This window comes from Pseudomonas sp. GW821-FHT03A09 (genome assembly GCF_059421065.1).
On the sequence record NZ_JBWKUX010000005.1, the window covers coordinates 437046 to 462805 of the forward strand.

The 25760-nt window shown below is 59.8% G+C and carries 30 protein-coding genes and 1 tRNA gene; 19 read left to right on the top strand and 12 right to left on the bottom strand.

All coding sequences use genetic code 11. From position 1 onward, the window contains the following. The first annotated feature begins 342 nt into the window (after positions 1–342). The gene (gene nadB / locus AC07V4_RS12350) at positions 343–1959 is read left to right on the top strand and encodes an L-aspartate oxidase (protein ID WP_492636101.1); all 1617 of its coding nucleotides are present in this window, start codon (positions 343–345) and stop codon (positions 1957–1959) included. On the opposite strand, the gene AC07V4_RS12355 is transcribed toward nadB, so the two are convergent. Beyond that, positions 1928–2374, bottom strand: coding sequence for a protein YgfX (locus AC07V4_RS12355; protein WP_492636100.1), 447 nt, complete (start codon positions 2372–2374; stop codon positions 1928–1930). The genes nadB and AC07V4_RS12355 overlap by 32 nt on opposite strands. After that, positions 2358–2612, bottom strand: coding sequence for an FAD assembly factor SdhE (locus tag AC07V4_RS12360; protein ID WP_014717362.1), 255 nt, complete (start codon positions 2610–2612; stop codon positions 2358–2360). Before AC07V4_RS12360 ends, AC07V4_RS12355 begins: the two co-directional genes overlap by 17 nt. A gap of 140 nt (positions 2613–2752) precedes the next feature. Here AC07V4_RS12360 and ygfZ point away from each other — a divergent pair, with 140 nt between their 5' ends. Then, positions 2753–3694 (top strand): CAF17-like 4Fe-4S cluster assembly/insertion protein YgfZ, encoded by a 942-nt coding sequence (ygfZ, locus tag AC07V4_RS12365; protein WP_492636099.1) that lies wholly within the window; start codon positions 2753–2755, stop codon positions 3692–3694. Between the two features lie 36 nt (positions 3695–3730). Next, on the top strand, positions 3731–4552 hold the full coding sequence (locus tag AC07V4_RS12370; RefSeq protein WP_492636098.1) for an HDOD domain-containing protein: 822 nt from the start codon (positions 3731–3733) through the stop codon (positions 4550–4552). Here the strand turns inward: AC07V4_RS12370 and AC07V4_RS12375 are convergent, their stop codons facing one another. Further along, on the bottom strand, positions 4553–5938 hold the full coding sequence (locus AC07V4_RS12375; RefSeq protein WP_431752720.1) for a sensor histidine kinase: 1386 nt from the start codon (positions 5936–5938) through the stop codon (positions 4553–4555). Beyond that, entirely contained in the window at positions 5931–6602 is a 672-nt protein-coding gene (locus AC07V4_RS12380) for a response regulator (RefSeq protein WP_431752721.1), read from the bottom strand. The genes AC07V4_RS12375 and AC07V4_RS12380 overlap by 8 nt, the downstream gene beginning before the upstream one ends. Before the next feature lie 235 nt (positions 6603–6837). Here AC07V4_RS12380 and AC07V4_RS12385 point away from each other — a divergent pair, with 235 nt between their 5' ends. The 6 genes from AC07V4_RS12385 (at position 6838) to AC07V4_RS12410 (ending at position 13237) form a co-directional block, all read left to right on the top strand. Further along, complete coding sequence (locus AC07V4_RS12385) at positions 6838–8127, top strand: OprD family porin (RefSeq protein WP_492636097.1); 1290 nt, start codon at positions 6838–6840, stop codon at positions 8125–8127. A 36-nt stretch (positions 8128–8163) separates the two neighbouring features. Further along, a complete protein-coding gene (locus tag AC07V4_RS12390) occupies positions 8164–9144 on the top strand; it encodes a Bug family tripartite tricarboxylate transporter substrate binding protein (RefSeq protein WP_492636096.1) in 981 nt (326 codons plus the stop codon). 60 nt (positions 9145–9204) lie between these two features. Further along, on the top strand, positions 9205–9663 hold the full coding sequence (locus tag AC07V4_RS12395) for a tripartite tricarboxylate transporter TctB family protein (protein WP_492636095.1): 459 nt from the start codon (positions 9205–9207) through the stop codon (positions 9661–9663). Between the two features lies 1 nt (position 9664). Then, a complete protein-coding gene (locus tag AC07V4_RS12400) occupies positions 9665–11179 on the top strand; it encodes a tripartite tricarboxylate transporter permease (protein ID WP_492636094.1) in 1515 nt (504 codons plus the stop codon). Next, positions 11172–12200, top strand: a complete 1029-nt coding sequence (locus tag AC07V4_RS12405; protein ID WP_492636093.1) for an AbrB family transcriptional regulator — start codon at positions 11172–11174, stop codon at positions 12198–12200. Before AC07V4_RS12400 ends, AC07V4_RS12405 begins: the two co-directional genes overlap by 8 nt. Positions 12201–12307: 107 nt before the next feature. Further along, complete coding sequence (locus tag AC07V4_RS12410; RefSeq protein WP_492636092.1) at positions 12308–13237, top strand: YncE family protein; 930 nt, start codon at positions 12308–12310, stop codon at positions 13235–13237. Positions 13238–13254: 17 nt separating this feature from the next. Here the strand turns inward: AC07V4_RS12410 and ung are convergent, their stop codons facing one another. After that, positions 13255–13947 (bottom strand): uracil-DNA glycosylase, encoded by a 693-nt coding sequence (ung, locus tag AC07V4_RS12415; protein WP_492636091.1) that lies wholly within the window; start codon positions 13945–13947, stop codon positions 13255–13257. A 136-nt stretch (positions 13948–14083) separates the two neighbouring features. Here ung and dspII point away from each other — a divergent pair, with 136 nt between their 5' ends. Further along, positions 14084–15196, top strand: coding sequence for an enoyl-CoA hydratase/isomerase DspII (dspII, locus tag AC07V4_RS12420; protein ID WP_492636090.1), 1113 nt, complete (start codon positions 14084–14086; stop codon positions 15194–15196). Positions 15197–15203: 7 nt separating this feature from the next. On the opposite strand, the gene AC07V4_RS12425 is transcribed toward dspII, so the two are convergent. Together AC07V4_RS12425 and AC07V4_RS12430 are read right to left on the bottom strand one after the other, a co-directional pair. Further along, the gene (locus AC07V4_RS12425; RefSeq protein ID WP_492636089.1) at positions 15204–15635 is read right to left on the bottom strand and encodes a DUF3757 domain-containing protein; all 432 of its coding nucleotides are present in this window, start codon (positions 15633–15635) and stop codon (positions 15204–15206) included. A gap of 157 nt (positions 15636–15792) precedes the next feature. Further along, entirely contained in the window at positions 15793–16131 is a 339-nt protein-coding gene (locus AC07V4_RS12430; protein ID WP_492636088.1) for a hypothetical protein, read from the bottom strand. 249 nt (positions 16132–16380) lie between these two features. Between AC07V4_RS12430 and AC07V4_RS12435 the strand changes: the two genes are divergently transcribed. The 4 genes from AC07V4_RS12435 (at position 16381) to AC07V4_RS12450 (ending at position 18712) form a co-directional block, all read left to right on the top strand. Further along, on the top strand, positions 16381–16593 hold the full coding sequence (locus AC07V4_RS12435) for a cysteine-rich CWC family protein (RefSeq protein WP_492636087.1): 213 nt from the start codon (positions 16381–16383) through the stop codon (positions 16591–16593). Continuing rightward, positions 16593–17285, top strand: coding sequence for a pseudouridine synthase (locus AC07V4_RS12440; RefSeq protein ID WP_492636086.1), 693 nt, complete (start codon positions 16593–16595; stop codon positions 17283–17285). The genes AC07V4_RS12435 and AC07V4_RS12440 overlap by 1 nt, the downstream gene beginning before the upstream one ends. A 305-nt stretch (positions 17286–17590) precedes the next feature. Beyond that, on the top strand, positions 17591–18475 hold the full coding sequence (locus AC07V4_RS12445; RefSeq protein WP_492636085.1) for an alpha/beta fold hydrolase: 885 nt from the start codon (positions 17591–17593) through the stop codon (positions 18473–18475). A gap of 163 nt (positions 18476–18638) precedes the next feature. Next, positions 18639–18712 (top strand) — tRNA-Gly (locus AC07V4_RS12450). A 75-nt stretch (positions 18713–18787) separates the two neighbouring features. On the opposite strand, the gene AC07V4_RS12455 is transcribed toward AC07V4_RS12450, so the two are convergent. Together AC07V4_RS12455 and AC07V4_RS12460 are read right to left on the bottom strand one after the other, a co-directional pair. Continuing rightward, positions 18788–19981, bottom strand: a complete 1194-nt coding sequence (locus tag AC07V4_RS12455) for an MFS transporter (protein WP_492636084.1) — start codon at positions 19979–19981, stop codon at positions 18788–18790. Then, positions 19978–21141, bottom strand: a complete 1164-nt coding sequence (locus AC07V4_RS12460; RefSeq protein WP_492636083.1) for an MFS transporter — start codon at positions 21139–21141, stop codon at positions 19978–19980. The genes AC07V4_RS12455 and AC07V4_RS12460 overlap by 4 nt, the downstream gene beginning before the upstream one ends. Before the next feature lie 95 nt (positions 21142–21236). Here AC07V4_RS12460 and AC07V4_RS12465 point away from each other — a divergent pair, with 95 nt between their 5' ends. The 5 genes from AC07V4_RS12465 (at position 21237) to AC07V4_RS12485 (ending at position 23925) form a co-directional block, all read left to right on the top strand. After that, entirely contained in the window at positions 21237–22130 is an 894-nt protein-coding gene (locus tag AC07V4_RS12465) for a LysR family transcriptional regulator (protein ID WP_492636082.1), read from the top strand. Between the two features lie 168 nt (positions 22131–22298). Continuing rightward, on the top strand, positions 22299–22481 hold the full coding sequence (locus AC07V4_RS12470; protein ID WP_492636081.1) for a type II toxin-antitoxin system HicA family toxin: 183 nt from the start codon (positions 22299–22301) through the stop codon (positions 22479–22481). 21 nt (positions 22482–22502) lie between these two features. Beyond that, positions 22503–22913, top strand: a complete 411-nt coding sequence (locus AC07V4_RS12475) for a type II toxin-antitoxin system HicB family antitoxin (RefSeq protein WP_492636080.1) — start codon at positions 22503–22505, stop codon at positions 22911–22913. An 85-nt stretch (positions 22914–22998) separates the two neighbouring features. Beyond that, on the top strand, positions 22999–23331 hold the full coding sequence (locus AC07V4_RS12480) for a hypothetical protein (RefSeq protein WP_492636079.1): 333 nt from the start codon (positions 22999–23001) through the stop codon (positions 23329–23331). A 93-nt stretch (positions 23332–23424) separates the two neighbouring features. Beyond that, on the top strand, positions 23425–23925 hold the full coding sequence (locus AC07V4_RS12485) for a methylated-DNA--[protein]-cysteine S-methyltransferase (RefSeq protein WP_492636078.1): 501 nt from the start codon (positions 23425–23427) through the stop codon (positions 23923–23925). A 77-nt stretch (positions 23926–24002) separates the two neighbouring features. On the opposite strand, the gene AC07V4_RS12490 is transcribed toward AC07V4_RS12485, so the two are convergent. The 3 genes from AC07V4_RS12490 to fos form a co-directional block, all read right to left on the bottom strand. Continuing rightward, complete coding sequence (locus AC07V4_RS12490) at positions 24003–24530, bottom strand: DUF4142 domain-containing protein (RefSeq protein ID WP_431752547.1); 528 nt, start codon at positions 24528–24530, stop codon at positions 24003–24005. Positions 24531–24650: 120 nt separating this feature from the next. Further along, complete coding sequence (locus AC07V4_RS12495) at positions 24651–25292, bottom strand: LysE family translocator (protein ID WP_431752548.1); 642 nt, start codon at positions 25290–25292, stop codon at positions 24651–24653. A gap of 53 nt (positions 25293–25345) precedes the next feature. Beyond that, positions 25346–25756, bottom strand: a complete 411-nt coding sequence (gene fos / locus AC07V4_RS12500; RefSeq protein ID WP_492636077.1) for a fosfomycin resistance glutathione transferase — start codon at positions 25754–25756, stop codon at positions 25346–25348. Between the last annotated feature and the right edge of the window lie 4 nt (positions 25757–25760).

A 25760-nucleotide genomic window follows, 5' to 3' on the forward strand; every position in this document is an offset into this window, starting at 1 on the left:
TGGCACACACGAAAAACGCAGCACGGGCGATGCCGGCTGCGCGAATAATCTTGTCGTCGGCTTCCTGACGCGTCCAATGCTCCCGACGGGCCAATAAACTCAACGTTTTCCCAGCTTTCGGGCAACCTGCTATTGAGTCGGGGCTCATGCAAAAAGTTCCCACGTCAATAACCGGCTCACTGCGCCCGATTCGTGCACACTAATCTCACATTGCCACGAATGTCCGGCTATTGTGCCGCTCCCCCCCTCTATATACTAGTGGCCCGTGTGACCCTTTGATTCGCCGATCCAGGCGTCCTGTTTGCGCCTCCCCTTCGGATCGCTTTTTGCGGAATCCTTCCAATGAGCCAACAGTTTCAACACGATGTTTTGGTGATCGGCAGCGGCGCGGCCGGGTTGAGCCTTGCGCTGACCCTTCCCAGCCACCTGCGCATTGCAGTACTGAGCAAGGGCGACCTGGCCAACGGTTCGACGTTCTGGGCCCAGGGTGGTGTCGCCGCCGTGCTGGACGACACCGACACGGTCCAGTCCCACGTTGAAGACACCCTCAACGCCGGAGGCGGCCTGTGCAACGAAGAGGCGGTGCGCTTTACCGTCGAGCATAGTCGCGAAGCCATCCAATGGCTGATCGACCAGGGCGTACCGTTCACTCGCGACGAACAGGGCGGCAACGATGACGGTGGATTCGAGTTCCATCTGACCCGCGAAGGCGGTCACAGCCATCGCCGCATCATCCACGCCGCCGATGCCACCGGTGCCGCGATCTTCAAGACGTTGCTCGACCAGGCCCGCCAACGCCCCAACATCGAACTGCTGGAGCAACGCGTCGCCGTTGACCTGATCACTGAGAAACGCCTGGGCCTGGAAGGCGAACGCTGCCTCGGCGCCTACGTGCTCAACCGTGCCAGCGGCGAAGTCGACACCTATGGTGCGCGCTTCACCATCCTCGCATCGGGCGGCGCGGCCAAGGTCTATCTCTATACCAGCAACCCCGACGGCGCCTGCGGTGATGGCATCGCCATGGCTTGGCGTTCGGGCTGCCGGGTGGCCAACCTGGAGTTCAACCAGTTCCACCCGACATGCCTATACCACCCGCAGGCCAAAAGCTTCCTGATCACCGAGGCCCTGCGTGGTGAAGGTGCGCATTTGAAGCTGCCGAACGGCGAGCGCTTCATGCAGCGCTTCGACCCGCGTGCCGAACTGGCCCCTCGGGATATCGTCGCCCGTGCCATCGACCACGAAATGAAGCGCCTGGGCATCGACTGCGTCTATCTCGATATCAGCCATAAGCCCGAAGCCTTCATCAAGACCCACTTCCCGACGGTCTACGAACGCTGCCTGACCTTCAACATCGACATCACCAAAGGCCCGATCCCGGTGGTGCCGGCCGCGCACTACACCTGCGGCGGCGTGATGGTCGACCAGCACGGTCGCACCGATGTACCGGGCCTGTATGCGATTGGCGAAACCAGCTTCACCGGCCTGCACGGCGCCAATCGCATGGCCAGCAATTCACTGCTCGAATGCTTCGTCTACGCACGCTCGGCGGCGGCGGACATATTGGAACAATTGCCCCATATCGCAGTGCCCGCCGCCCTGCCCCGCTGGGACGCCAGCCAGGTCACCGATTCCGACGAAGACGTGATCATCGCCCACAACTGGGACGAGCTACGCCGCTTCATGTGGGACTACGTAGGGATCGTGCGCACCAACAAACGCCTGCAACGCGCCCAGCACCGGGTGCGACTGCTGCTGGACGAGATCGACGAGTTCTACAGCAACTATAAAGTCAGCCGCGACCTGATCGAATTGCGCAACCTGGCCCAAGTCGCGGAGCTGATGATCCGCTCCGCCATGGAACGCAAAGAAAGCCGGGGCCTGCACTACACCCTCGACTACCCGCAAATGCTGCCCGAAGCCCGCGACACTATCCTGGTGCCAGCCACCTACGACGACTGAACTTCAGGCGAACCCGCAGGCGCCGATGCACATCGGCGACCTGCGAATCCCTCGGCACGCACAGCGAGCGCACGCGCCATTCGCCCTGTACTCGGTAACGCAGCACCACGACCAGCGGCAATGCCAGGCTATCGGGGCGCAGTTGCACAGCGTGCCAGCCGCGCTCATCACTGAATAACTGCCAGCCGTCCTCGTCACGGCGCAAACCACGAACCGACGAACGGTGAGTCAACAGGACATGTCGCGGCACTATCCAGGCGACATGAGCCAGGCACACCAGCATGCCAAGGCTTGAATAGGGTAAATCGAGAACCAACAAGCTACCCAGCGCAAACGACTGGGCAAGGAGATACGCCGCCAGCAGCAGCCGAGAGGCCTGCCAGCGGCATTCGAAGCGATTACTTGGGCTGGACACGATCCAGGATCATCCGAACCATGCGCTGCAGCTCAGGGTCTTCCGATTCGGCACGCTCCATGAACCAGCCGAACATGTCCTGGTCTTCGCAGGTCAGCAGCCTGACGTAGAGGTCACGATCCACCTGATTGAGCGTCGCATACACCTCCTTGGTGAAAGGTACCAGCAACACATCCAACTCCAGCATGCCTCGGCGGCTGTGCCAGTAGAGGCGATTGATTTCTACATCTTCGACCATGGAGCGCTCCTCAAATAGGCGGCAAGTATACAGGCCCGACGGCAGTGGAACACTCGGCTTTGGTCGGCCCTTACGGAAACTATCCATTTGCCGGGCGCCCCTCTATGATGCACCCATGACTTTTTGACCTGCGATGACCCATGGCTGACTCTGCTTTTTTCTGCCCCCTGTCCCACGAAGGCGTTCTCGCCGTCCGCGGCGCCGACGCTGCCAAGTTCTTGCAAGGGCAACTGACCTGCAACCTCAATTACCTGAGTGACACCCAGGCCAGCCTCGGTGCGCGCTGCACACAAAAAGGGCGCATGCAGTCGAGCTTTCGCATCCTGTTGCAAGGTGACGGCGTACTCCTGGCGATGGCCACCGAACTGCTCGAACCGCAACTGGCGGACCTGAAGAAGTACGCCGTGTTCTCCAAGTCCAAGCTCACCGACGAAAGCGCCGCCTGGGCGCGTTTTGGCCTGGCGAATGCGGATCAGGCCTTGGCCGGCCTGGGCCTGGAATTGCCTGTCGAGACCGACAGCGTCGTGCGTACAGACTCACTGATCGCTATTCGGGTCTCCCCCGGCCGCGCCGAACTCTGGACGCCTGCCGACCAGGGCGAAGCCGTACGTACGCAATTGGCAGCACAGCTTGAAGCAGCTGAATTGAATGAATGGCTGCTCGGCCAGATCCGCGCAGGCATCGGCCAGGTCATGCCACAAACCCGCGAACTGTTCATCCCGCAGATGCTCAACCTGCAGGCCGTAGGCGGCGTCAGCTTCAAGAAAGGCTGCTACACCGGCCAGGAAATCGTCGCGCGCATGCAGTACCTCGGTAAGCTCAAGCGTCGCCTGTATCGTTTGAGCCTCAATGCCGCCGAACTGCCTGAGCCTGGCACTGCGCTATTCTCGCCCAGCCATAACAGTTCGATCGGCGAAGTGGTGATCGCCGCAAAAGCCGACCAAACCATTGAACTTCTAGCCGTATTGCAAGCCGAAGCTGCCGACAGCGGCGATGTGCACTTAGGCACCCTGGAAGGCCCACGCTTGCAATTGCTTGACCTGCCTTACCCACTGGATCGCGATAAAGAGATCCAGCGTTAATCGTCGTACCTTTTTGCAGCACCCTAGAGAGCATGAATGAACAAGCTGGCGGAAAAAGTCCAACAGGCTTTGGTGAAGGCCATCGACAACGATGACCTGGTTCTGCCGACATTACCGGAAGTGGCCCTGAAGATTCGCCAAGCCGCCGAAGACCCGGATATCAGCATCAGCCATTTGAGCAAAGTGATCGGTCGCGATACCGCCCTGTCGGCGCGGCTGATCAAAGTGGTCAACAGCCCGCTGTTGCGCGCCACCCAGGAAGTCACCGACCTACATACCGCCATCACCCGGCTGGGCACCAACTACAGCAGCAACCTGGCCATTGGCCTGGTGATGGAGCAGATCTTTCACGCCCGCTCCGAGGTGGTCGAGCTGAAAATGCGCGAAGTGTGGCGGCGCAGCCTGGAAGTGGCTGGCGTCAGCTATGCCCTGTGCCGCAGCCACAGCCAACTCAAGCCGGACCAGGCAGCCCTCGGCGGCCTGGTGCATCAGATTGGCGTGCTGCCGATCCTCACCTACGCCGAAGACCACTACGAGCTGCTCTCGGACCCGGTCAGCCTCAACCACGTGATCGACAGCATTCACCCGGTGTTGGGGGACAAACTGCTGCGTGTCTGGGACTTCCCGGAGATGCTGGCCAGCCTGCCGGGGCAATACCTGGACCTGGAACGCGAGTCACCGCGCCTGGACTACATCGATTTGGTGCAAATCGCCACGTTGTATTGCCACCGAGGCACCGACCATCCCTTGGCGAGTGTGCCTGTTTCAACGTTGCCGGCCATCAAGAAGCTGCGCCTGGATCCCTACAGCGACGCCCTGCGTGCAGAACTGGATGAAGCACGCTCGATGTTTTACTGATCAACCCGCGATAAAACTCACCCGCACTTTCAACCCCGCTGACTCACCGTCGTGCAAACTGATTTGCGCCAAGTGCGCCCGGCAGATTTCCCCGACAATCGCCAAGCCCAGGCCGGACCCCACACCCTGCTGACTGCGGCGGTAGAAACGCTCGAAGACCCGGTCCCGCTCATCCAGCGGGATACCCGGCCCATCATCCTCCACCTCAAGCACTGCCGGGGCCGTGACCCGAAGGATCACATTGCCACCCGGTGGAGTGTGGGCGAGTGCGTTGTCCACTAAGTTACTCAGCAGTTCGTTCAACAACGTCGGCTCGCCGCGCAGCCACACCGGCTCGTCGGCCTCCAGGGCCAAGGCGACACCCCGCGCATGAGCCAGCGGCGCCATGGCCATCCCCAACTCCCGCGCCAATTGGCTGAGATCGAGCAATTGCGCGCCCCCTTCGGCAATCGCCCGGGCACCGTTTTCGATGCGCGCCAGGGACAACAATTGATTGGCCAGGTGAGTCAGGCGGTCGGTGCCCTGGGCAGCGGTCTCCAAGGTACTGCGCCAGGTGCCGGGATCTTCTGCGCGCAAGCCCAGTTCCAGTCGGGCCTTCAACGCGGCCAGCGGGGTTCGTAGCTCGTGGGAGGCGTCAGCAATGAACTGCGCCTGCCGCTCAAACTGACCGCGCAGGCGTTCGGTGAAGTGATTGATGGAGCGTACCAGCGGGCCGAACTCGTGCTGCACCTCTACCAGTGGCAGCGGCCGCAAGTCGTCGGGCTGACGCTCCTCAACCGCCGTGCGCAGGCGCTCCAGCGGGCGCAGTGCCGCGCTCACGGCAAACCACACCAGCAGCAACGCGCCGATAGCCAGCATGCCCAAGCGCAGCAAGGTGTCGGCCATCAGGCTACGCGCCATGGCAACGCGAGCTTCATCGGTTTCAGCCACACGGATTTCCGCCATGCCGTTCATGTTCGGCTCGGAAACGGCCTTGAGCAGGCTCACCACCCGCACGGGCTGGCCCTGATACTTGGCATCGTAGAAGCGCGCCAAGGCGGGATAATCATCCGTGCGCGGCGTACCGGGTGGTGGGCCGGGAAGATGTTCGTAGCCGGAGATCAGCTTCTGATCAATGTCATTGACCTGATAATAAATTCGCCCTGCGCTGTCATAGGCGAAGGTGTCCAGGGCCACATACGGCACATTGGCGCTGAGGGTGCCATCTACCTGGGTCAACCCGGCGGCGATCGTCCGCGCCGAGGCCAGCAGCGTACGGTCGTAGGCGGTGTCGGCAGCTTCGCGACCATTCCAGTAAGCACTCATGCCACTGGCGAGCATCAACACCACCAACAGCAGCGCCAGGTTCCACAGCAGCCGCCAGCGCAGGCTGCTGGGCTTATGCATCACGCGCTTCCAGCAAGTAACCCAGGCCACGGAACGTCACGATGGCAATGGGTTGGCCATCGAGCTTCTTACGCAGCCGGTGCACGTAGATTTCGATGGCATCGGGGCTGGCTTCTTCGTCCAGGCCGAATACCTGGGAGGCCAGTTGCTCCTTGCTCATCACGCGGCCCGGGCGGGCGATCAAGGCTTCCAGTACCGCCTGTTCGCGGGAGGTCAGCGTCATCAGTTCGCCCCCCACCGTGAACCGCCGCGTATCCAGGTCATAGACCAGCACACCACAGGTCTGCTGGCGCTCGCCGCCAAGTACGCTGCGGCGCAGCAGCGCCTTGACCCGTGCTTCCAGCTCCGTCAGTTCAAAGGGCTTGGCGAGGTAATCATCGGCGCCCAGGTTCAGGCCATGTACGCGATCCTTCACGTCACTGCGTGCGGTCAGCATCAATACCGGCAGGTTTTTCCCACGCGCCCGCAAACGTGCCAGCACCTCGAAACCATCCATGCGCGGCAGCCCGACATCGAGGACCACCACCGCGTATTCCTCGCTGCTCAAGGCCAGGTCCGCAGCCACGCCATCGTGCAGCACGTCAACGGTCAACCCCGTGCTCTTGAGCGCCTGGGCGACACTTTCGGCGAGTTGCAAATGGTCTTCAACCAAGAGGACACGCATGGATTTCCACCTTATTCGGGCATGGTCGGCGCCACGCTTTGCGAGGCAGTTTACAGGCGCCACCTGCCCTGTGAAGCCCGAAAACATTGAAAGACAACTGAAAGGTTAGTGAAAGGTTCGCCCTTTAGCATCCAACGTCGGTGGTCTATGCCCACCCCGTTGCCTGATCCGCAACACCCGAAAAACGCCTCGAAGCGTTTTCGCCAAAATAAGAACAATAACGGAGTACACCACGATGCTGTCGACACAGCCCCAGGCTTGCCCGCCTGTTCGTTTTTCCCGCCTGACCCAGACCGCCCTCGCCAGTGCCGCCGCCCTCGCCGGCTTTTCGCCGCTCAGCCAGGCCGCTTTCTTCGAAGACAGCAGCGCGACCCTGGAAACCCGCAACATGTACTTCAACCGCGACTTCCGCGACGGCACCAGTGCCCAACAATCCAAGCGTGACGAATGGGCCCAGGGCTTCATGCTCAACCTGCAATCGGGCTACACCGACGGCACCGTCGGCTTCGGCGTGGACGCATTGGGCATGCTCGGGGTCAAGCTCGACTCCAGCCCCGACCGCACCGGTACCGGCCTGCTGCCCACGGACGACGGTCGTGCGGTCGACGAGTACTCCAAGCTGGGCCTGACCGGCAAAGTGAAGATCTCCGCCACCGAGTTGAAAATCGGCGCATTGATCCCCGAACTGCCGACCCTCAAGCCCAACGACGGCCGTATCCTGCCGCAGACCTTCAACGGCGGCCTGCTGACGTCGAAAGAATTCAAAAACCTTGTGTTCACCGGTGGTCGCCTGGACAAAGCCAAAGACCGCGACTCCACCGACTACGAAGACATCGCCCTCAACAACAAGAACAGCCGTTTCGTCGGTGGTGCCACCGGCAGGCACTTCAACTTCGGCGGCGTCGACTACAAGTTCGCCGACAAGATCACCGGCAGCTACCACTTCGCCCAGCTCGACGACGTGTACCGTCAGCACTTCCTCGGCCTAGTGGCTTCGCGCCCTATGGGCCCCGGCACCTTTGGCGCCGACCTGCGCCTGGCGATCAGCGATGACACCGGGGCCGCCCGCGGTGGCAACATCGATAACAAATCTCTCAACGGCCTGTTCAGCTATGCCCTCAATGGCCATAAGCTCAGCGCCGGCTACCAGCACATGTCCGGCGACAGCGCCTTTCCCTATGTGGATGGCAGCGACCCGTACCTGGTCAACTTCGTGCAGATCAATGATTTCGCCGGAGCCGAAGAACGCTCCTGGCAGGCACGCTATGACTACGACTTCGCCAAGCTGGGAATTCCCGGCCTGAGTTTCATGAGCCGTTACCTGTCGGGTGACAATATCAAGCTCAAGAACGGCGAGACCGGCAAAGAGTGGGAGCGCAACAGCGAGATCCGCTATGTGGTGCAAAGCGGCACCTTCAAGGACGTGGCCGTGCGCCTGCGTAACGCCACGTACCGCTCCAACTATTCGGCCCGTGATGCGGACGAAGTGCGCCTGTTGGTCAGCTACAGCGTGGCGCTTTGGTAGTCAGCCACCTCATAACAACAAAGACGGAGAGACACCATGACCTTTTCACTGCGTAAATTGGCCCTTGCTGCCGGCTGCATGCTGTTCGCCGGCCAACTGCTGGCTGACGAGCCCAAGCGCCCGGAGTGTATCGCCCCGGCCTCCCCTGGCGGTGGGTTTGACCTGACCTGCAAACTGGCGCAAAGCGCGCTGGTCAACGAAAAACTGCTGAGCAAGCCGATGCGCGTGACCTACATGCCCGGCGGCGTGGGCGCGGTGGCCTATAACGCCGTGGTGGCCCAGCGGCCTGCCGATGCCGGCACGCTGGTTGCCTGGTCCAGCGGTTCGCTGCTGAACCTGGCCCAGGGCAAGTTCGGTCGCTTTGATGAAAGCGCCGTACGTTGGTTGGCGGCGGTAGGCACCAGCTACGGTGCCATCGCGGTGAAAAGCGATTCGCCCTACAAGACCCTCGACGACCTGGTCAAAGCCCTGAAGAAAGATCCAGGCAGCGTCGTGATCGGTTCCGGCGGCACCGTCGGCAGCCAGGACTGGATGCAAACCGCATTGATCGCCAAGGCCGCCGGGATCAACCCGCGTGAACTGCGCTACGTGGCCCTCGAAGGCGGCGGTGAAATCGCCACCGCCCTGCTCGGCGGGCATATCCAGGTGGGCAGTACCGACATCTCCGACTCCATGCCACACATCTTGAGCGGTGACATGCGCCTGCTAGCGGTGTTCGCCGAAGAGCGCCTGGACGAACCGGAAATGAAGAACATTCCGACCGCCAAGGAGCAAGGCTACGACATCGTCTGGCCAGTAGTCCGTGGTTTCTACCTTGGGCCAAAAGTCAGCGATGCCGACTACGCCTGGTGGAAAGACGCGTTCGACAAACTGCTGGCCTCCGAAGAGTTCGCCAAGCTGCGTGACCAGCGTGAGCTGTTCCCGTTCGCCATGACCGGCCCAGAGCTGGACACCTATGTGAAGAAACAGGTGGCTGATTACAAAGTGCTGGCCAAAGAGTTCGGCCTGATCCAGTAAACGCCCCTCTTTTGCTTGGCTGCGCCCTCCTCAGCGGGCGGCGCGGCCCAGGAGTTCTACATGCTCTTACAACGCATTTTTGCCTCGGTGATGCTGCTGGTCTGCGCGGGTCTCGCGCTGATGGCCTGGCCGTATCAGGCGTCGTTTTCCTACGAGCCGGTCGGGCCTCGCGCCTACCCGCTGCTGATGCTCGGGCTGATGAGCCTGGGCCTGCTGTACATGCTGTTTCGCCCACAGCCAACCAAGCACACCGAGGAAGAACCGGCACTGGACCGCGAAACCCTGATCAAGATCGGCATCTGCGTGGTACTGCTGCTGGTCTTTGCCGGCACCTTCGAGTCCCTGGGTTTCATCCTCAGCAGCATGTTGATCGGTATTCCGATGGCACGGCTGTATGGCGGCCGCTGGTTGCCCGGTGCGGTGATCATCACCTTGATGAGCGTCGGTCTTTATCTGCTGTTCGATAAAGCCATGGACGTACCGCTGCCCCTCGGCCTGCTCGACGTTCTGGAGAACTGATATGGATACTTTCGGCTATTTGGGCCAGGGCTTCGGCGTTGCACTGTCCCCTTACAACCTGGTGACCGCACTGTGTGGCACCTTGATCGGCACCGTGGTCGGCCTGTTGCCAGGACTGGGTCCAATCAACGGCGTGGCGCTATTGATCCCCATCGCCTTTGCCCTGGGCCTGCCGCCTGAGTCGGCGCTGATCCTGCTGGCCGCCGTATACCTGGGTTGCGAATACGGCGGGCGTATCAGCTCGATCCTGCTCAACATCCCGGGCGAAGCCTCTACCGTGATGACCACCCTCGACGGCTACCCGATGGCCCGTAAAGGCCTGGCCGGTGTGGCGCTGTCGCTGTCAGCGTGGAGTTCGTTCATCGGTGCATTCATCGCCACCTGCGGCATGGTGCTGTTTGCGCCGCTGCTGGCCAAATGGGCGATTGCCTTCGGGCCGGCGGAATATTTCGTCCTGATGGTGTTCGCGATTGTCTGCCTTGGCGGCATGGCCGGTGACAAACCATTGAAGACCTTCGTGGCGGCGCTGATCGGCCTGTTCCTTTCGGCAGTGGGCATCGACGCTAACAGCGGCGTATACCGCTTTACCGGCGACAACATCCACCTCACCGACGGCATTCAGTTCGTGGTGTTGGTGCTGGGCCTGTTTTCCATCAGCGAGATCCTGTTGCTGCTGGAAAAAACCCACCGGGGCCAGGAAGCCGTGAAGGCCACCGGGCGCATGATGTTTAACCTCAAGGAAGCGGGCGCGGTCTTCGTCGTCAACATCCGCTGCGGTTTGCTCGGCTTCATCATGGGCGTATTGCCTGGCGCCGGTGCCACATTGGCCTCGGCCGTGGCCTACATGACCGAAAAACGGCTGGCCGGTGCCAGCGGTAAATTCGGCCAGGGCGACATGCGTGGCCTCGCTGCGCCGGAAACCGCCATCGGTGCATCCGCCTGCGGCGCGCTGGTGCCGATGCTGACCCTCGGCGTACCCGGTTCGGGCACCACGGCGGTGATGATCGGCGCGCTGTCGCTGTACAACATCACACCCGGCCCGTTGCTGTTCCAACAGCAACCCGACATCGTCTGGGGCCTGATCGCGTCGTTGTTTATCGCCAACATCATGCTGGTGATCCTCAACATCCCGATGATCCGCATCTTCACGCGTATCCTCGCCGTGCCGAACTGGGCGCTGGTGCCGGTGATCGCCATCATCACTGCGATCGGTGTGTACGCAGTGCACGCCACCACCTTTGACCTGTTCCTGATGATCGGCATTGGTATCTTCGGCTACATCCTGCGCAAGCTGGACTTCCCACTGTCGCCGGTGCTGCTGGGCTTTATCCTCGGCGGCCTGATGGAGCAGAACCTGCGCCGTGCGCTGTCGATTTCCAACGGTGCGTTGGACATCCTCTGGTCGAGCCCGATCACCTTTGGTGTGTGGGTGCTGACGGCACTGATGCTGGCCTTCCCGCTAGTACGTATCTACCGCAAACGTGCCCTGCAGCGTCGTGCCGTGGCCGATGTCTGAGGCCACCTTTAAACAATGGTGGGGAACACCGCTGGTCGGCCTGGCCGGCGGTTACCTGGCCAGCCTGGTCGGCTGGCCTTTGCCGTATATGGTTGGCTCGTTGCTGGCGATCATCCTGGTGCGTTGCCTCACGCCGTGGCAGTTGGCGGAGATTCCTGGCGGGCGCAAATGCGGTCAATGGGTGGTGGGCATCGGCATTGGCTTGCACTTCACCCCGGTGGTGATCGAACAGGTGATGAGCCACTTCGGCCTGATCTTCTTCGGTGCACTGGTCACCAGCCTGTCGAGCATCGTCGGCGTGTGGTTGATGCGCCGCAGCGGTGAAGACCGTGCCACGGCGTTTTTCTCGAGCATGCCGGGCGGCTCCGGTGAAATGGTCAACCTCGGCGCACGCAATGGCGCGGTGCTCAGCCGGGTCGCGGCGGGGCAGAGTTTGCGAGTGTTGGTGGTGGTGCTGTGTGTGCCGGCGATCTTCAAGTATGTGCTGGAGGGCGGCGCGCCGCAGTTTCATCCGGCGCCAGTGAGTTGGCCTTGGCTGTTAGCGCTGTTTCCGATTGGAGCACTGGTGGCCTGGGGGTGGCAACGCTTGCGTCAGCCGAACCCGTGGTTGTTCGGGCCGCTGCTGGTGAGTGCTACCGCGAGTGTTATCTGGGACTTGCATCTCGGCCTGCCCGACGGCGGCAGCCAAATCGGTCAATGGCTGATCGGCAGCGGCCTGGGTTGCCACTTCAATCGTCAGTTCTTTCGTCGGGCGCCGTCGTTCATGGGCCGCACCCTGATTGGCACAGCGTTGACCATGGCGCTGGCGACTTTTGCTGCAGTGGGGTTGGGCGCCTTGACTGGCCTTGATCTGCGCTCACTGACCTTGGGCATGATGCCCGGCGGTATTGCCGAGATGAGTCTTACAGCCGAGACCCTGCAACTGTCGGTGCCGTTGGTGACAGCGATGCAGGTGATGCGCTTGTTGTTTGTGTTGTTTCTGGCGGAGCCGTTGTTCAAGCATTGGAACCGCTTGCCTTGATTTGATTACTCAATGCCACTGGTCTGAACTGTGAACTTTCACAGCTGGACGGGACCGAGCGACGGCGTTAACAAGAAGGTCCAAAGGCCTGCTTGAGGACTCCAATCATGGCGTACTTTTCAGATATCGAAGATGACGAGGACCTTCCTGCCGCCATTGTCAGGACGGTTGCCGTCCAAGGTTCCCCCAACCGTCTTGTGCTAAACCAGGACGGAACACGCCTTTACGTCGCCAGTGCCACACTCCCACAGGGCATCACCGTAATTGACACAGCAAGCTTCAGCATCCTCACGATGATCGTCAATGTGGGATCGCCTATCTGGCTCGCCATGCATCCTACGGCCCAGCGCCTTTATGCCAGCGACAACAGCCAGGCAAGCGATACCCCCATCACCGTAATCGATACCTCGACCGACACCGTCATCAATCAAATCGGGGGGTTCACGACCGTAAACGGCATGGCATTGAATTCGACCGGAGCACGTTTGTATGTCGCTGACAACGGCGCTTCAGAAGTCGTTACGATCAACACCACCAACGATCAGCGCATCACCACCACTCCGGTGGCCTACCCTAAAGACATCAGTGTGGCGCCCGGCAACGCTCGCTCGCATATTGCATCGATTATCGATGGTTGGACCGGCATCAACCTGGGTACCAACAGAGTCGTGTTCCAGGCCAACACAGTTGTAGGGGACCCCACCAGCATTGCTCATGCTCGTTTCGCCGCTCGCGTCTACATCACCTACCGGGACCGTGGCGAGATGTATATCGGTGACACCGCCACTGCACAGGTCAGCTCGATACTCGGCAGTTTGCTCGGGCCCTTCCAGGTGGCCTTTCACACGATGCTGGAGCGCGCTTACGTCACCGAAACCGATGGCAACCAAGTCAGCGTCATCAATACCAGCACCCAAAACGTGACCGGCACAATCCCTGGCTTCAATAAACCGCGCGGTATCGCTGTGACACCCAACGGACGCATTGCGTACGTGGCAAATATCGGCAACGCAACAATATCCGAGGTCCGCTTGTAGCGGTTGGGCTCCCTACATCAAAGAGGCGGCAACCGCCACTCGATCGGCGTCTCGCCATTCTGCTCAAGAAACTTGTTGGTGCGACTGAAATGCCCACACCCCAAGAACCCGCGATACGCCGACAACGGCGACGGGTGCACTGACGTCAGTACCAAGTGCTTGGTCGCATCGATCAGCTTCTGCTTGCTCTGAGCATGGGCGCCCCACAGCAGGAACACCAAGTTCGGCTGATGCTGGCTGACGACCTCGATAATCCGATCAGTAAAGAACTGCCAGCCCTTGCCCGCATGGGCGTTGGCATTGGCGCGCTCGACGGTCATGGTGGTGTTGAGCAGCAACACGCCCTGCTCGGCCCAGCTTTGCAGGTAGCCGTGGTTGGGGATGTCGATGTTCAGGTCGCGCTTGAGTTCTTTGTAGATATTGACCAGGGACGGTGGCGCCGGCACGCCCGGTTGCACCGAAAAGCACAACCCATGTGCCTGGCCAGGGCCGTGATACGGGTCCTGGCCGAGGATCACCACCTTGACCTTGTCCAACGGCGTGGAATTGAGCGCATTGAAAATCAGCGGTCCGGGCGGATAAATCTCTTTGCCTGCGGCATGTTCCTGGCGCAGGAACTCGCGCAACTGAGCCATGTACGGCAGCTCGAACTGATCCCGCAGGGCGTGTTTCCAGCTGGGTTCGAGTTTGATACGGTCGTCTTCGGTCATGGTTGAATTGTCTTGTAAAAAAGAATGAGGCGAACCCTAGGAAAGCCGACCCCGCTTGTCAATTGATCTGACACACCACCGGCACTTTCCTACCAAGCGATCATACTGATCCTTCAACGTATCGATTGAGGTCATGATGAACCTGCACTTCGAAGAGCTGACCGGCAGCGACGGTGCCCGCCTCGGCATCGCCAGCCTCGACGCAGAAAAATCCCTGAACGCCCTTTCCCTGCCGATGATCCTGGCCCTGAGCGAACGCCTGGACGCCTGGGCCAAGGATCCGAACATCGTCTGCGTACTGCTGCGCGGTAACGGCTCCAAAGCGTTTTGTGCTGGTGGCGAAGTACGCAGCCTGGCCCAAGCCTGTCGTGAACAACCCGGCGCGGTGCCCGCCCTGGCTGCACAGTTTTTTGCGGCGGAGTATCGCCTCGACTATCGCTTGCACACTTACCCCAAGCCGCTGATCTGCTGGGGCCACGGCTACGTGCTGGGCGGCGGCATGGGCTTGCTGCAAAGCGCAGCGGTGCGCATCGTGACGCCAAGCAGCCGCCTGGCGATGCCCGAAATCAGCATCGGCCTGTACCCGGATGTAGGCGCTGGCTGGTTTCTCTCGCGCCTGCCCGGCAAATTGGGTTTGTTCCTCGGTCTTACCGGCGCCCATATCAACGGTAGGGATGCCTTGGACATGGGACTGGCCGACCGTTTCCTGCGCGATGATCAACAAGAGGAACTGATCGACGGCCTGTTGCGCCTGAACTGGCAGGAGCAGACCGCGAAACAGCTCAACAGCTTGCTCAAGGCCCTCAGCCAGGAAGCGCTTAGCCAGCAACCCGAAGCGCAATGGTTGCCGCGCCGTGCGCAGATCGACGAGTGGTTGGACGTGGGAGATGTGCGCGGTGCCTGGCGTGCCTTGAGCCTGCTGCGCGATCACTCTGACCCACTGTTGAGCCGCGCCGGCAAAACCCTCAGCGAAGGTTGCCCGCTGACCGCACACCTGGTCTGGGAGCATCTGCGGCGTGCCCGTCATCTGTCGTTGGCCGAGGTATTCCAGGTGGAGTACACCTTGAGCCTGAACTGCTGCCGTCACCCGGAATTTGCCGAAGGCGTACGGGCGCGATTGATCGATAAGGGCCAGACGCCCCATTGGCACTGGGCGGATGTCAACACGGTCCCGGAAGCGGTGGTGCAAGCGCACTTCAACAAGGCCTGGGAAGGTCGCCACCCACTGGCGGATTTATCTGACTACTGACCATTCACTACAGTTGGCTGTTGACTCTGAAAGCGCAGTTGTCAGGCTGGCTGTCCTGGCACAGATAAACCGGCTGATTGAATGAGTCTGTGCCGAGCTGCCAATACAACGTACTGGTTAATGACATATTGGTGGCGAAGTCTCCCGTGACAGGCCTCAATACTGCAAGTTGACCACTGCCGGTGCGATAGAGGCACTTGTCCATGTAGCCGTTTTCCCGCTCTTGCCCCTTGCCAGGCATAAAGATTGCGCCGACAAACAGATCGATAAAATCGCTGGTTTCGACCTTGGGGCTTTGCCACAACAGTTTCTTGTCCGATATCTTGAAATGCCCATCGATGTATTTGATCGTCGATGGATACGGGCAACCTTGCTCGGCCCGCGCTTGGCCAACGACGCTGATCATCAATATAAGCAGGCCCATCAATTGTTTGAACATTGGGAGGTTCATTTAATAGCCGCTCCACTGAACAAGCACTATGGTTTTTTCAGCAGTGAAATATGATTTGAACCCTAAAGATAGCTGTTAAATCTGACAGTTCTAATAAATGACACGTATAAAAAAGCGGCGCATCCTGCGCCGCTTTTTTGACTCTTTAACGATGACCTCCGTGTCCACCTCCATGATCGGACCCACGCCCCTGGCCACCATTGCCCCAACGATTCCCCCAGCCCTGGTTTTGATAAGGCCGGTAACCGGGTCGTGGGTAATAACGCGGCGCCGCTTGGTAATACCGGGGTGCCGAGTAGTAGCGAGGTGACGGGGCATAATAGCTACGCCCGTACGGGTAATAGGCAGGACCGCCGTAGTAATAAGCCGGCGCCGGCGCCGTGTAGACTTCCGAGCGGTAGTAAGTGCCGCCTCCATCGTAGTAAGGCACGCAAGCTGACAGGGTCAGGCCGAGAAAAGCGGTGAGCAGCAGTCGTCGATACATGGCGGCCTCCTGGACCGCGAAAGAGCGCCTCCAGCGACGCTGGGGGGCGGCATTCAGATTTCACTGAATGACGAAATATCTGACATCAAAAACCGAATCTGGTGCGTTTTTGTCACAACCTGAAACACCTGTTTCGGACGAACAGAGCCTGCCTGGCAGCCCAACGCCTGTCGTACTGGAACCAAGCTGGCTGGCGCTGTATCGTGCCGGGACTTCCCGAGACACTACCCCTACCCTCTGAATCGAGTGATGACCACGCCAACTCTTTGCCCTGCCTGTGGCGCCCGTAATGACTGCACGCTGGCCGACCCACGCACTGTCGATCAGCCATGCTGGTGCTACGGCGCCACTATCGACCCGTCAGTGCTCGAAGCGCTGCCTGACGAGCTGCGCAATAAAGCTTGCCTGTGCCCGCGCTGTGCCCAGGTAGACGCGCAACTACGCACGGCTGAGCCGGAGTAATGCGGGTTGATCGCTTTCTCAGTAACTTGCCTCGCTTCAATCGCAAGCAAGTCCGAGGGCTGTTGGTTGAACGGCGGGTCACGGTCGATGGTGTGGCAATCAGCGACCCGCACCATGATGTGCGCCTATTCCATCGTGTATGTGTTGACGATGAAGTCCTGCAAGCGGGTAAAACGGCGCGCTATTTCATGTTGCATAAACCGCAAGGCTGCGTGAGCGCCACCTCAGACCCGCAACACCCGACGGTCCTCGATTTACTCGACGAACCGGACAAGGGCGAGCTGCATATCGCTGGCCGTCTGGATTTCAATACCACCGGCCTGATGCTGATCACCAATGACGGCCAGTGGTCGCGGCGCCTCACGCAACCTCAGACCAAACTGCCCAAGGTCTATCTGGTGGAGACCGAACAGGCTATCGGTGATGAGTACGCGGCGACGTTTGCGCAGGGCTTGTATTTCGCCTTCGAGGACCTCACCACCCAACCTGCGCATCTGCAAATATTGGGACCGAGGACGGCGCGGCTGGCCATCATTGAAGGCCGCTATCACCAGGTAAAACGCATGTTCGGCCATTTTGATAATAAAGTGATCCGCTTGCATCGTGAGCGGATGGGCCCTCTGGTGCTGGATGCAGCCCTTGCGCCGGGCGAGTATCGGGAACTGACCATCGACGAAATCCAACAGATCTGACGACCATTCGGCCGGTGATCGCAAAAACCTATTTCTGTGACTTGCGACTTCCAACGTCTGCTGCTTGAATCAAACCGTCGGCCAAAATATGACTGATGAGTCGCCTATAACCTCCAAGAAACACTTTGCCCCGCCCGCGCTTGATCTACGGGCCTCCCCGGCAAACAGCCCGCCATAACAACACCCGTCGGCCAGCCGTCATCGGATCGACATGGGCCCTCATTTTTCCAGGCGTATGCCTACCTGTCACAAAGCTCGTGCAGAGTCATCTGCGCGCCCTACCCGCTTGCCAGGAGTCTTACGACATGAGGCCAGAAATCGCTGTGTTGGATATACAGGGTCAGTATCGGGTTTACACGGAGTTCTATCGCGCGGAAGCTGCTGACAAGACCATCATCCTGGTCAACGGCTCCATGGCCACCACGGCATCTTTCGCCCAAACCGTGAAAAGCCTGTACCCGCAATTCAATGTGGTTTTGTATGACCAGCCCTACGCTGGCCGCTCCAAAATCCATAACCGTCATGAGCAGATGCTGACCAAGGAAGTCGAAGGCCAGATCCTCCTGGAGCTCATCGACCACTTCGCCGCCGAGCATGTGTTGTCGTTCTCGTGGGGTGGCGCCGCCACCCTGATCGCCCTTGCCCAGCGGCCCCGCCGCGTGGAAAAAGCCGTGATCAGCTCGTTCTCCCCAGTGATCAACGCACCCATGCGCGATTACCTTGAGCGCGGCGTCGACTACCTCGGCAACCTCGATCGTCACAGCGTCGGCCACCTGGTCAACAGCACCATCGGCAAGCACCTGCCATCGCTGTTCAAGCGCTTCAACTACAAGCACGTGAGCAGCCTGGCCGAGCACGAATATGGACAGATGCACTTTCACATCAACCATGTGCTGAACGGCGATCGGCTGTGCTACCTCAAGGCGGCCAAACAGATCAACATCCCGGTGCTGTTTCTGAATGGCGAATGGGACGAGTACACCAGCGCCCAGGACGCCAAGCTGTTCGGCCAGCACGTAGCCAACAGCAGCTTCAGCACCATTCAGGCCACCGGGCATTTCCTGGATATGGAGCACAAGGTGGCATGCCGAGACAGCCGTGATGCGGTGGTGGGTTTCTTGAAACCACAGCGTAAGGCCAGTCGATTGCGCTTCCACCAGGGCCAGACGCAGCATGCCTTTGCGATCTGAGGTGCAAGCGGGTGTGGGAGCTGGCTTGCCTGCGATATCGACACCTCGGAGTGTCCGTCACACTTCAGTGATGCTATCGCAGGCAAGCCAGCTCCCACACCCACATTTTTGAAGAAAAACTTCAAATCCCGGCGAACATCTGGTACAAAGTCAGCCGCTCTGAGCGGGTATAGTTTAATGGTAGAACAGTAGCTTCCCAAGCTTCCGACGAGGGTTCGATTCCCTCTACCCGCTCCACTCAGATTTTGCTCTCACGTCGAGGTGACTCATGACGGGAGACACATGAAAACCGGTCCTTGGCGACCGGTTTTTTTATACCTCAAATTTGGCATCCCGTTGCACCACCCACGCCAACGGCAACGTCACCAACAACAGTCCCGCCAACACCATCACCGCCATCGGCACACCCAATACATCCCCAACCCCACCAAACATCACCGGCGCCAGCGCCCCACCACCAATAGTGCCGGTGTAAAACAGCGCAAACGCCTGTTCCCGCCTGCCCGCACCGGCCAAGTCCGGTACTGCGCCGTACAGCACCGATGACGTGCCATTAAGGACCAGGCCCAGCACCGGCAGTATCACCATCAACCCGGTCAGCGGCAGGTACACAGCCGTGACAATCAGGAGCGCGGTGCTGGTCTCCGTCAGCCACACGGTTTTCATCATGCCGATACGCGCACCGAGGTAGCCGCAGAGCAACTTGCCGAATGCGCCGCCGATAAACAGCATCGTCAGCGCCAAGCCGATACCGGCAGTACCGGCACCTTTGGCCTGTATCAGGAACGGCAGGAAGGTCAGAAACCCCATGCGTACGGCGCTGTCGAGGGTACCGGTGAGAATCAATGCGCGCAGGCCAGTGGTCGAGCCCGTTCTGCTGAGCGGCTTGGCCTTTTTTGTGGCGGTGGATTCGAAGATTTGCGTAGGCACCAACCACCATAGGGCCAGCGCCGCTGCCAATCCTATCAATCCCAGCAGTGTGGCACTGGCACGCCAGCTGACAACGGTAAGCAGCAGGCCGACCAACCCCGGAATCAAGGTTTTGCCAATGTCACCAGAAAAGTTGTACTGGGACAGAGCTTGCTTGACACCACCTCCCTCCTCGTAAGCGTCAGTGATCATCGAGGATGCCAGCGGATGCTGGGTGCTGGCGCCCAGGCCACCGAGCAGCAGTGCCAGCAGTAACATGGCCAGGCCGCTGGCTTGCCCGACCAACAAGTATGCCGCGCCCGCCAGTGCGGTGCCCCCCACCAGCATCGGCATGCGCCCCCAGCGCTTGGCCGCGCGACTGGCCATAAGTTGGAACACCGCCATCATCCCGGAATAGGCACCTCGCAACAGGCCTATCTGGGCGTAGGACAACGCGAACTGGGTTTGCCAGATCGGCAACAACACGTAGATGACATCAGTCAGGCCATCGTGCACCGCATGGGCGCCACAACCGGCGATCAGTGAGCGGCGGCGGGTGGATTTCTCGGTGACAGACAAAGCGAGGGTATCGTTCATGGTGTCGGTACACGTTCAGGCTTAACAGGTTTCCAACCGGTCAGGGCGATCAGCAGGGTGAACAGTTGGAAGCCGATAATCAGGCTCACGCAGCCAACCCAACCCCAGTGCTCCCAGATCAACGCCGGGACGATGGCACCGCAACTACCGCCCAGGTAATAGCAGGTGAGGTAGACACCAACGGCAGCGGCCTTGTTGTCCCGGGCGGTAGCCGTGGTAAAGGCATTCGCGGCGGCCTGGGCGAGAAATACGCCAGTGGAACTGAGGGCCAGGCCCACCACGATGCACCACAAGGGCGGCAACAGGGTCAGCGCCGAACCTGTGACGCCGAGCACGGCGGCAATGCTTAGCAGCTCGGCATGGGGCCGGGCCTTGCTGAGGCGACCGGCGATGGGGATCACGATCAAGGCCAGCAGGAACACCATATAGAGCGTCCCCAAGGCTGCAGGTCCAAGGTTGTAAGGCGGTAGGCCAAGGTACAAACCAGCGTAGGTAAACGCTGCAACCTGAGAAAACAACACGCAGAAACCTACAGCGTAGGCTGCCAACAACGGCTTGCGAAAGATGCCCGATGAGACCACTTTCACCGGCACCGCCCGTGGCCGATTGGCGGGTAATAGAAACTGGATAAACCCGCCCACCATCAGGCTCAGCACCGCCAACCCTTCAAAGGCTTCGCGCCAGCCCACATATTCAGTCATCACCCCCGTCACGAAGCGCCCGGCAAACCCGCCCAACACAGTTCCAGCCACATAGAGGCTGGTGACTTCAGTCACCGTGCCGCCACTCCAGCGATCGCCGATGTAAGCCACGCTGGTGGCAAACACCACTGGGATCAACATGCCTTCGACGAATCGCCACACCAGCACTTCGGCGAAGCTCCCGGCATACGCCGTCATCAACGCCGGCACCACCAGCAACAACGCGGCCACGACGATCACTGTGCGTTGCTCGAAACGCCCGGTCAGGCGGCTGACGAAGGGCGCAGTGATGGCCACCGCCAAGGTGGTGACGGTGATGCTCCACCCCGCCGCCTTGGCGCTGATCTGAAACTGCGCGGCAAAAGTCTGGAGAATGCTCTGGGTCGCATAGAGGTTGAGAAACGCCGCGCAGCCACACAAAAACAGGGCCAGGCGGGCACAATGCAGGCGCGGTTTCATGAAACCTCTCGTTTTATTTTGTAGCGCCTTTATAAAATGGGCGGCAGGATCGTGACCAATACCGATTTCCGACCGATCAATACCCAAGGACCCGGATGCTCGACTTACGCAAGCTGCGTTACTTTCTGACGGTCGCCGAAGAACTGCATTTCGGCCGCGCCGCGCTGCGCCTGCACCTGGCCCAGCCACCGCTGACCCGGCAGATCTCGGCCCTGGAGGCGGAGCTGGGCTTCAAGCTGTTTGATCGCACCAGCCGCACGGTGACCCTCACCGCCCAAGGCCGTTCATTCCTGCCCTATGCCCGCGGCGTATTGGAGCAAGTCGAATTGGCGCAAGTCATCGCCAGCAAACTGGTCGCCGGCACCGCCGGGCAGATGGCATTGGGTTATGTCAGCTCTATCGCCTTGTCGGATCTGTTCAGCAAGGCCATCCAGGCGTTCACCCAGCGTTTTCCCGATGTGCAACTGACCCTAGTGGAATGCGCCTCCGGCAGCCTCGGCGCGCAGGTGGCGGATGGGCGGCTGGATATCGGGCTGAGCCGCCTGCTGCCACAGGACAAAGCCGTACAAGCCTTGTCATTGGGAGAAGAACGATTGGTGGCAGCGGTCTCCAACGAAAGCCCCCTGGCGCTCCAACCTCAGGTCAGCCTGACGCAACTGAGTGCTTACCCGTTGATCCTGTTCCCGCCGGATTACGGATCGGGGTTGAACCAGTCCATCGAGCAGCTTTACCGCCACCACGGCGTTCCCTTGCGTACCGGCCCGACCGGGCGGCAGATCACCTCGATCATTGCCCTGGTGGCAGCCGGGCAAGGTGTGGCGTTGGTGCCGGAATGTACACAGAGCCTGACGAACAAGGGCGTGACGTACAGGCCGTTGGCAGAGGTGGATGCGTGTGCACAGTTGTTGGTGCTGACCCCGAGTGAAACAAGAAGTGTGCTGGTTGAAGCCTTTCTCAGCGTTATCACAGCGGCCCTACACACCAACTAACATCTGCGCAAAACCTCGTAATACCTCTCTCCGGCGCCGTTCCTGCGCGCTCATACAATTCACTCAATGCCTAGTGAAACGCCGGTCGTCGACCGTCGGTAGGTAGAGTGTTGATAATTTAATTTCAGTAGTTATAGTCACCACCAACACACACCACAAGGAGGTGATGTGGATAGCCGATATTTGATAGGTCACATCGTTGCGGACGGCTGGTATCTAGTGCGCATCAGAGGCAGCCATCACCACTTCAAGCACCCTGTGAAACCAGGGCTGGTGACGATTCCTCACCCCAAAAAAGACCTGTTGGACAAGACCGCCAAGAGCATCTTGAAACAAGCTCTGCTGAGTTAACGTCCCTGGAGGATTACAGACATGCTTTACCCCATCGCAATTTCAACCGGCGACGACGATCACGCCTGGGGCGTGGAGGTTCCAGATATTCCTGGCTGCTACTCGGCGGGTGACGACCTGGACGACGCCATGACCATGGCCCGCGAAGCTATCGAAGGGCACTTCGAGATCCTCGCGGAAGACGGCGCGCCGATCCCCAACGCGCAGAAAGTCACCGTGCACGCCGCCAACCCACAGTATGCCGGCTGCACCTGGGCGGTGGTGGACATTGACGTCACCAAGTACCTGGGCAAGGCACAGAAGCTCAATATCACGTTGCCGGGGTATCTGCTGAACCGTATCGATGAATACGTACTGCACCACCCTGAAGAAAAAAGCCGCTCAGGATTTCTTGCGTCGGCGGCACTCAAGGTGTTGCAACAGGAACGTTGACCGCCGCTCAGAAATATCTGAATGACGTGACGGACCAACCCTATGATGATGCCTGCTCGTCAGCTCAGAAAGAAGGACCCGCGCAATGCTTGAACCTGGACAACCCACCCCCAAACCCATACTGCGCCAAGTGGTGGGCTGGGTGGTGGTATTGCCACTATTGGTTTCATTTGTGAGGCTGCCGTTTCCGTTTGGATTGTTTCTAGTGCTAGGCACACTTGTCGCGTCGGCTTATGGCGTACGTTTTGCCAGGTACCACGCCAGCCAACGAGTGACCTTGTTCGCTCTAATCGTCACGTTGCTCAATGTGATTTCTACATTTGCGATAGGTGAAGTCTCCGCACTCATGGGGCTCTATAGACTTTCCTGGCTCTACTGGTACCCGTACTACTCCAATTGGATTTACTGGAATTTCTAGACAACCGAAAAATTCGACCGCAAGAATCGTAGTTTCCACTCGGGCAAATGAACTTACAGTAGCCTCGTACCTTTCCTCCTCAGGAGCCCGATCATGTCTTACGAATACAAGCTCATGCCCTCTCCCGTCGGCCAGCTCACCCTGGTAGCACGCAATGGCAAACTCAGCGCCATCCTGTGGGAAAAAGAGCGCGCCAACCGCGTACGCCTAGGCGAGCTGTACGAAGTGAACGACAGCCCGGTGCTGCAGGAAGCCGAACGCCAGTTGAAGGAGTACTTCGCCGGCACCCGCAACCACTTCGAACTGGAGCTGGACTTCGATGGCACCGACTTTCAGAAGCAGGTCTGGCAGGCACTGCTGACCATTCCCTTTGGTGAAACCCGCAGCTACAGCCAGATCGCCCGGCAGATCGGCAATCCAAAGGCCGTACGCGCGGTGGGTGCCGCCAATGGGCGTAATCCGATTTCGATCATCGCGCCATGTCATCGGGTCATTGGTGCCTCTGGCGGGCTGACCGGTTTCGCTGGAGGGCTGGAAGCCAAGCAATATCTGCTCGCACTCGAAGGAGCAGGCCAGGCAGAGCTTGCGTTCTGAGAGGCCTGGACGGCCCAGGCACAAAAAACGGCGGTTGGAGATGATCCAACCGCCGTTCTTCATTGCCAGTGACGGACTCAACCGTCGCCTTGATGACCTTTACCGTAGGTTGACGCCAGGGCCCGGGCTTTCTGCAGACGCTCCTCCAACTTGGGCAGAGTCTCATCTACCAGGGCTTTTATTTCCGGTACATCCGACACCGCGCCTTCCTGCTTGAACAGCGCAATGGCGTCTTCGTTTTCCTTGACCTGCTGCGCGGTGTAGGCGGCGTCAAAGGAGTCGCCGTCCTTGAGTTCCGGCATCAGGGTTTCGGCTTTATCGACGATCTTCTCCCGCGGTGCCACTGGCAAGTCGAGCTTCTTGGCAATCGCTGCCAGGTGCTGGTTGGCCAGGGTGCGTTCGTTGATCACTTCGATGGTGTAATCCTTGATTTCCTGTGACGAGGTCTTGGCGTGGGCCATGCGACTGGTTTCGATATCGGCCATCCCTTTGGCCGAAGCCTGCTCGATGAATTCAGCAGGCGACTGGGCGAAAGCATTGCTGGCGCCGAGGCCCAGCAGCATCGCGAAACTGGCGGTGCGTAACCGGATAGCCATGCGGCTCATGATGGGGTCCTCCAGGGCAAAAATAAGGGCGGGGCAATAAGTCCCCACCCTCAATTCGAATTTTCATGGCGGTAAAGGTTTAGAAAAAACTGACCAGCGCGACGAACGGTCTTCGTCACCTCAGGCCGGTTTGCTGCCAAACAGCCCCGGCAACGCATGCGCCAGGGCATTGATGGCAAAGCCGATAAACATCACGCCGCAGAGCTTGGTGATCAGCACTTCATGACGCTGATACACCGTGCGCACGCGCTGGGCGCCGACCACCCCAATCAGGATCGCGTAGGCCAGCAGGCCGCCGAGGAAGCTCAGGACAATCAATGCCGGCAGCATCGACCACGTGAGCAATTCAGCACGGCTGGACAACAACGCAGTAAAGGTTGCAACCGCCACCGGGTACGCCTTGGGGTTGGTCAAACCGAACAGAATACCGTGCCAGAACGGATGCCGTGCGGCACCTTGAGGCGCATCGCTGCTGCGACGCTGGGTACGAATGGCACGCCAGCCGAGCCAGAACAGATACAGGCCGCTGAGCACGCCCAACACATCGAATGCACTGCTACCGACTTCCCGCGCGCCCACGATGGCGATCAGCGCGGTGCTGCACCACACCACATCCCCAAGCAAATGCCCGCACAAAAATCCCGCCCCGGCACGGCGGCCACGGGCGGCACCAATGCCGAACACGGCCAGGACGCCCGGGCCAGGCGTAATACCGTAGATAAAACCCGAAGCGACGACGGCGAGCAGCAAGGATGGGGTCATGGACGCGACTCTGACAGACGGTTGAGAGTGGACGGATTCTGCACGTTCTGGTGCTACGGGTAAAACTTCATTCCTGCATAAGGCTTGGCGCGACAGGCTTGCAGACGAGACGCCAAGTCGCCAACGTGGGCTTCGAGCTTATGGCCGTCGGGGTCGAGAAAGTAAAACGAAGCACCTTCGCTGCGGTTATCGCGCCACTCTTGCACCCCCGCAGCCCGCAGGCGCGTCACGACCTCACTGAAGTCATGAACGGGCACGGTAAACGCGTAGTGAGTGTATTCAGCCGTCGGCACCGAGAGACGCGACGGGTCTAGCGACAAACACACCCATAAGCCGGGCAGCGAGAGGTAGGCACCATTATCCCAGGTGGCGTCGAGTCGAAGCTGCAACAGCTCATGGTAGAAACTGACGCTGCGGTTCAGGTCGGTAACGGCAAGGGTCAGGTGGTTGAGGCCTGAGAGCATTTTT

Excerpts from the sequence above, each read along its gene's own strand:
- nadB (WP_492636101.1), top strand. The coding sequence starts at position 343 with ATGAGCCAACAGTTTCAACACGATGTTTTGGTGATCGGCAGCGGCGCG.
- AC07V4_RS12360 (WP_014717362.1), bottom strand. The coding sequence starts at position 2,612 with ATGGTCGAAGATGTAGAAATCAATCGCCTCTACTGGCACAGCCGCCGA.
- ygfZ (WP_492636099.1), top strand. The coding sequence starts at position 2,753 with ATGGCTGACTCTGCTTTTTTCTGCCCCCTGTCCCACGAAGGCGTTCTC.
- AC07V4_RS12370 (WP_492636098.1), top strand. The coding sequence starts at position 3,731 with ATGAACAAGCTGGCGGAAAAAGTCCAACAGGCTTTGGTGAAGGCCATC.
- AC07V4_RS12375 (WP_431752720.1), bottom strand. The coding sequence starts at position 5,938 with ATGCATAAGCCCAGCAGCCTGCGCTGGCGGCTGCTGTGGAACCTGGCG.
- AC07V4_RS12380 (WP_431752721.1), bottom strand. The coding sequence starts at position 6,602 with ATGCGTGTCCTCTTGGTTGAAGACCATTTGCAACTCGCCGAAAGTGTC.
- AC07V4_RS12385 (WP_492636097.1), top strand. The coding sequence starts at position 6,838 with ATGCTGTCGACACAGCCCCAGGCTTGCCCGCCTGTTCGTTTTTCCCGC.
- AC07V4_RS12390 (WP_492636096.1), top strand. The coding sequence starts at position 8,164 with ATGACCTTTTCACTGCGTAAATTGGCCCTTGCTGCCGGCTGCATGCTG.
- AC07V4_RS12395 (WP_492636095.1), top strand. The coding sequence starts at position 9,205 with ATGCTCTTACAACGCATTTTTGCCTCGGTGATGCTGCTGGTCTGCGCG.
- AC07V4_RS12400 (WP_492636094.1), top strand. The coding sequence starts at position 9,665 with ATGGATACTTTCGGCTATTTGGGCCAGGGCTTCGGCGTTGCACTGTCC.
- AC07V4_RS12405 (WP_492636093.1), top strand. The coding sequence starts at position 11,172 with ATGTCTGAGGCCACCTTTAAACAATGGTGGGGAACACCGCTGGTCGGC.
- AC07V4_RS12410 (WP_492636092.1), top strand. The coding sequence starts at position 12,308 with ATGGCGTACTTTTCAGATATCGAAGATGACGAGGACCTTCCTGCCGCC.
- ung (WP_492636091.1), bottom strand. The coding sequence starts at position 13,947 with ATGACCGAAGACGACCGTATCAAACTCGAACCCAGCTGGAAACACGCC.
- dspII (WP_492636090.1), top strand. The coding sequence starts at position 14,084 with ATGAACCTGCACTTCGAAGAGCTGACCGGCAGCGACGGTGCCCGCCTC.
- AC07V4_RS12425 (WP_492636089.1), bottom strand. The coding sequence starts at position 15,635 with ATGTTCAAACAATTGATGGGCCTGCTTATATTGATGATCAGCGTCGTT.
- AC07V4_RS12430 (WP_492636088.1), bottom strand. The coding sequence starts at position 16,131 with ATGTATCGACGACTGCTGCTCACCGCTTTTCTCGGCCTGACCCTGTCA.
- AC07V4_RS12435 (WP_492636087.1), top strand. The coding sequence starts at position 16,381 with ATGACCACGCCAACTCTTTGCCCTGCCTGTGGCGCCCGTAATGACTGC.
- AC07V4_RS12440 (WP_492636086.1), top strand. The coding sequence starts at position 16,593 with ATGCGGGTTGATCGCTTTCTCAGTAACTTGCCTCGCTTCAATCGCAAG.
- AC07V4_RS12445 (WP_492636085.1), top strand. The coding sequence starts at position 17,591 with ATGAGGCCAGAAATCGCTGTGTTGGATATACAGGGTCAGTATCGGGTT.
- AC07V4_RS12455 (WP_492636084.1), bottom strand. The coding sequence starts at position 19,981 with ATGAACGATACCCTCGCTTTGTCTGTCACCGAGAAATCCACCCGCCGC.
- AC07V4_RS12460 (WP_492636083.1), bottom strand. The coding sequence starts at position 21,141 with ATGAAACCGCGCCTGCATTGTGCCCGCCTGGCCCTGTTTTTGTGTGGC.
- AC07V4_RS12465 (WP_492636082.1), top strand. The coding sequence starts at position 21,237 with ATGCTCGACTTACGCAAGCTGCGTTACTTTCTGACGGTCGCCGAAGAA.
- AC07V4_RS12475 (WP_492636080.1), top strand. The coding sequence starts at position 22,503 with ATGCTTTACCCCATCGCAATTTCAACCGGCGACGACGATCACGCCTGG.
- AC07V4_RS12480 (WP_492636079.1), top strand. The coding sequence starts at position 22,999 with ATGCTTGAACCTGGACAACCCACCCCCAAACCCATACTGCGCCAAGTG.
- AC07V4_RS12485 (WP_492636078.1), top strand. The coding sequence starts at position 23,425 with ATGTCTTACGAATACAAGCTCATGCCCTCTCCCGTCGGCCAGCTCACC.
- AC07V4_RS12490 (WP_431752547.1), bottom strand. The coding sequence starts at position 24,530 with ATGAGCCGCATGGCTATCCGGTTACGCACCGCCAGTTTCGCGATGCTG.
- AC07V4_RS12495 (WP_431752548.1), bottom strand. The coding sequence starts at position 25,292 with ATGACCCCATCCTTGCTGCTCGCCGTCGTCGCTTCGGGTTTTATCTAC.
- fos (WP_492636077.1), bottom strand. The coding sequence starts at position 25,756 with ATGCTCTCAGGCCTCAACCACCTGACCCTTGCCGTTACCGACCTGAAC.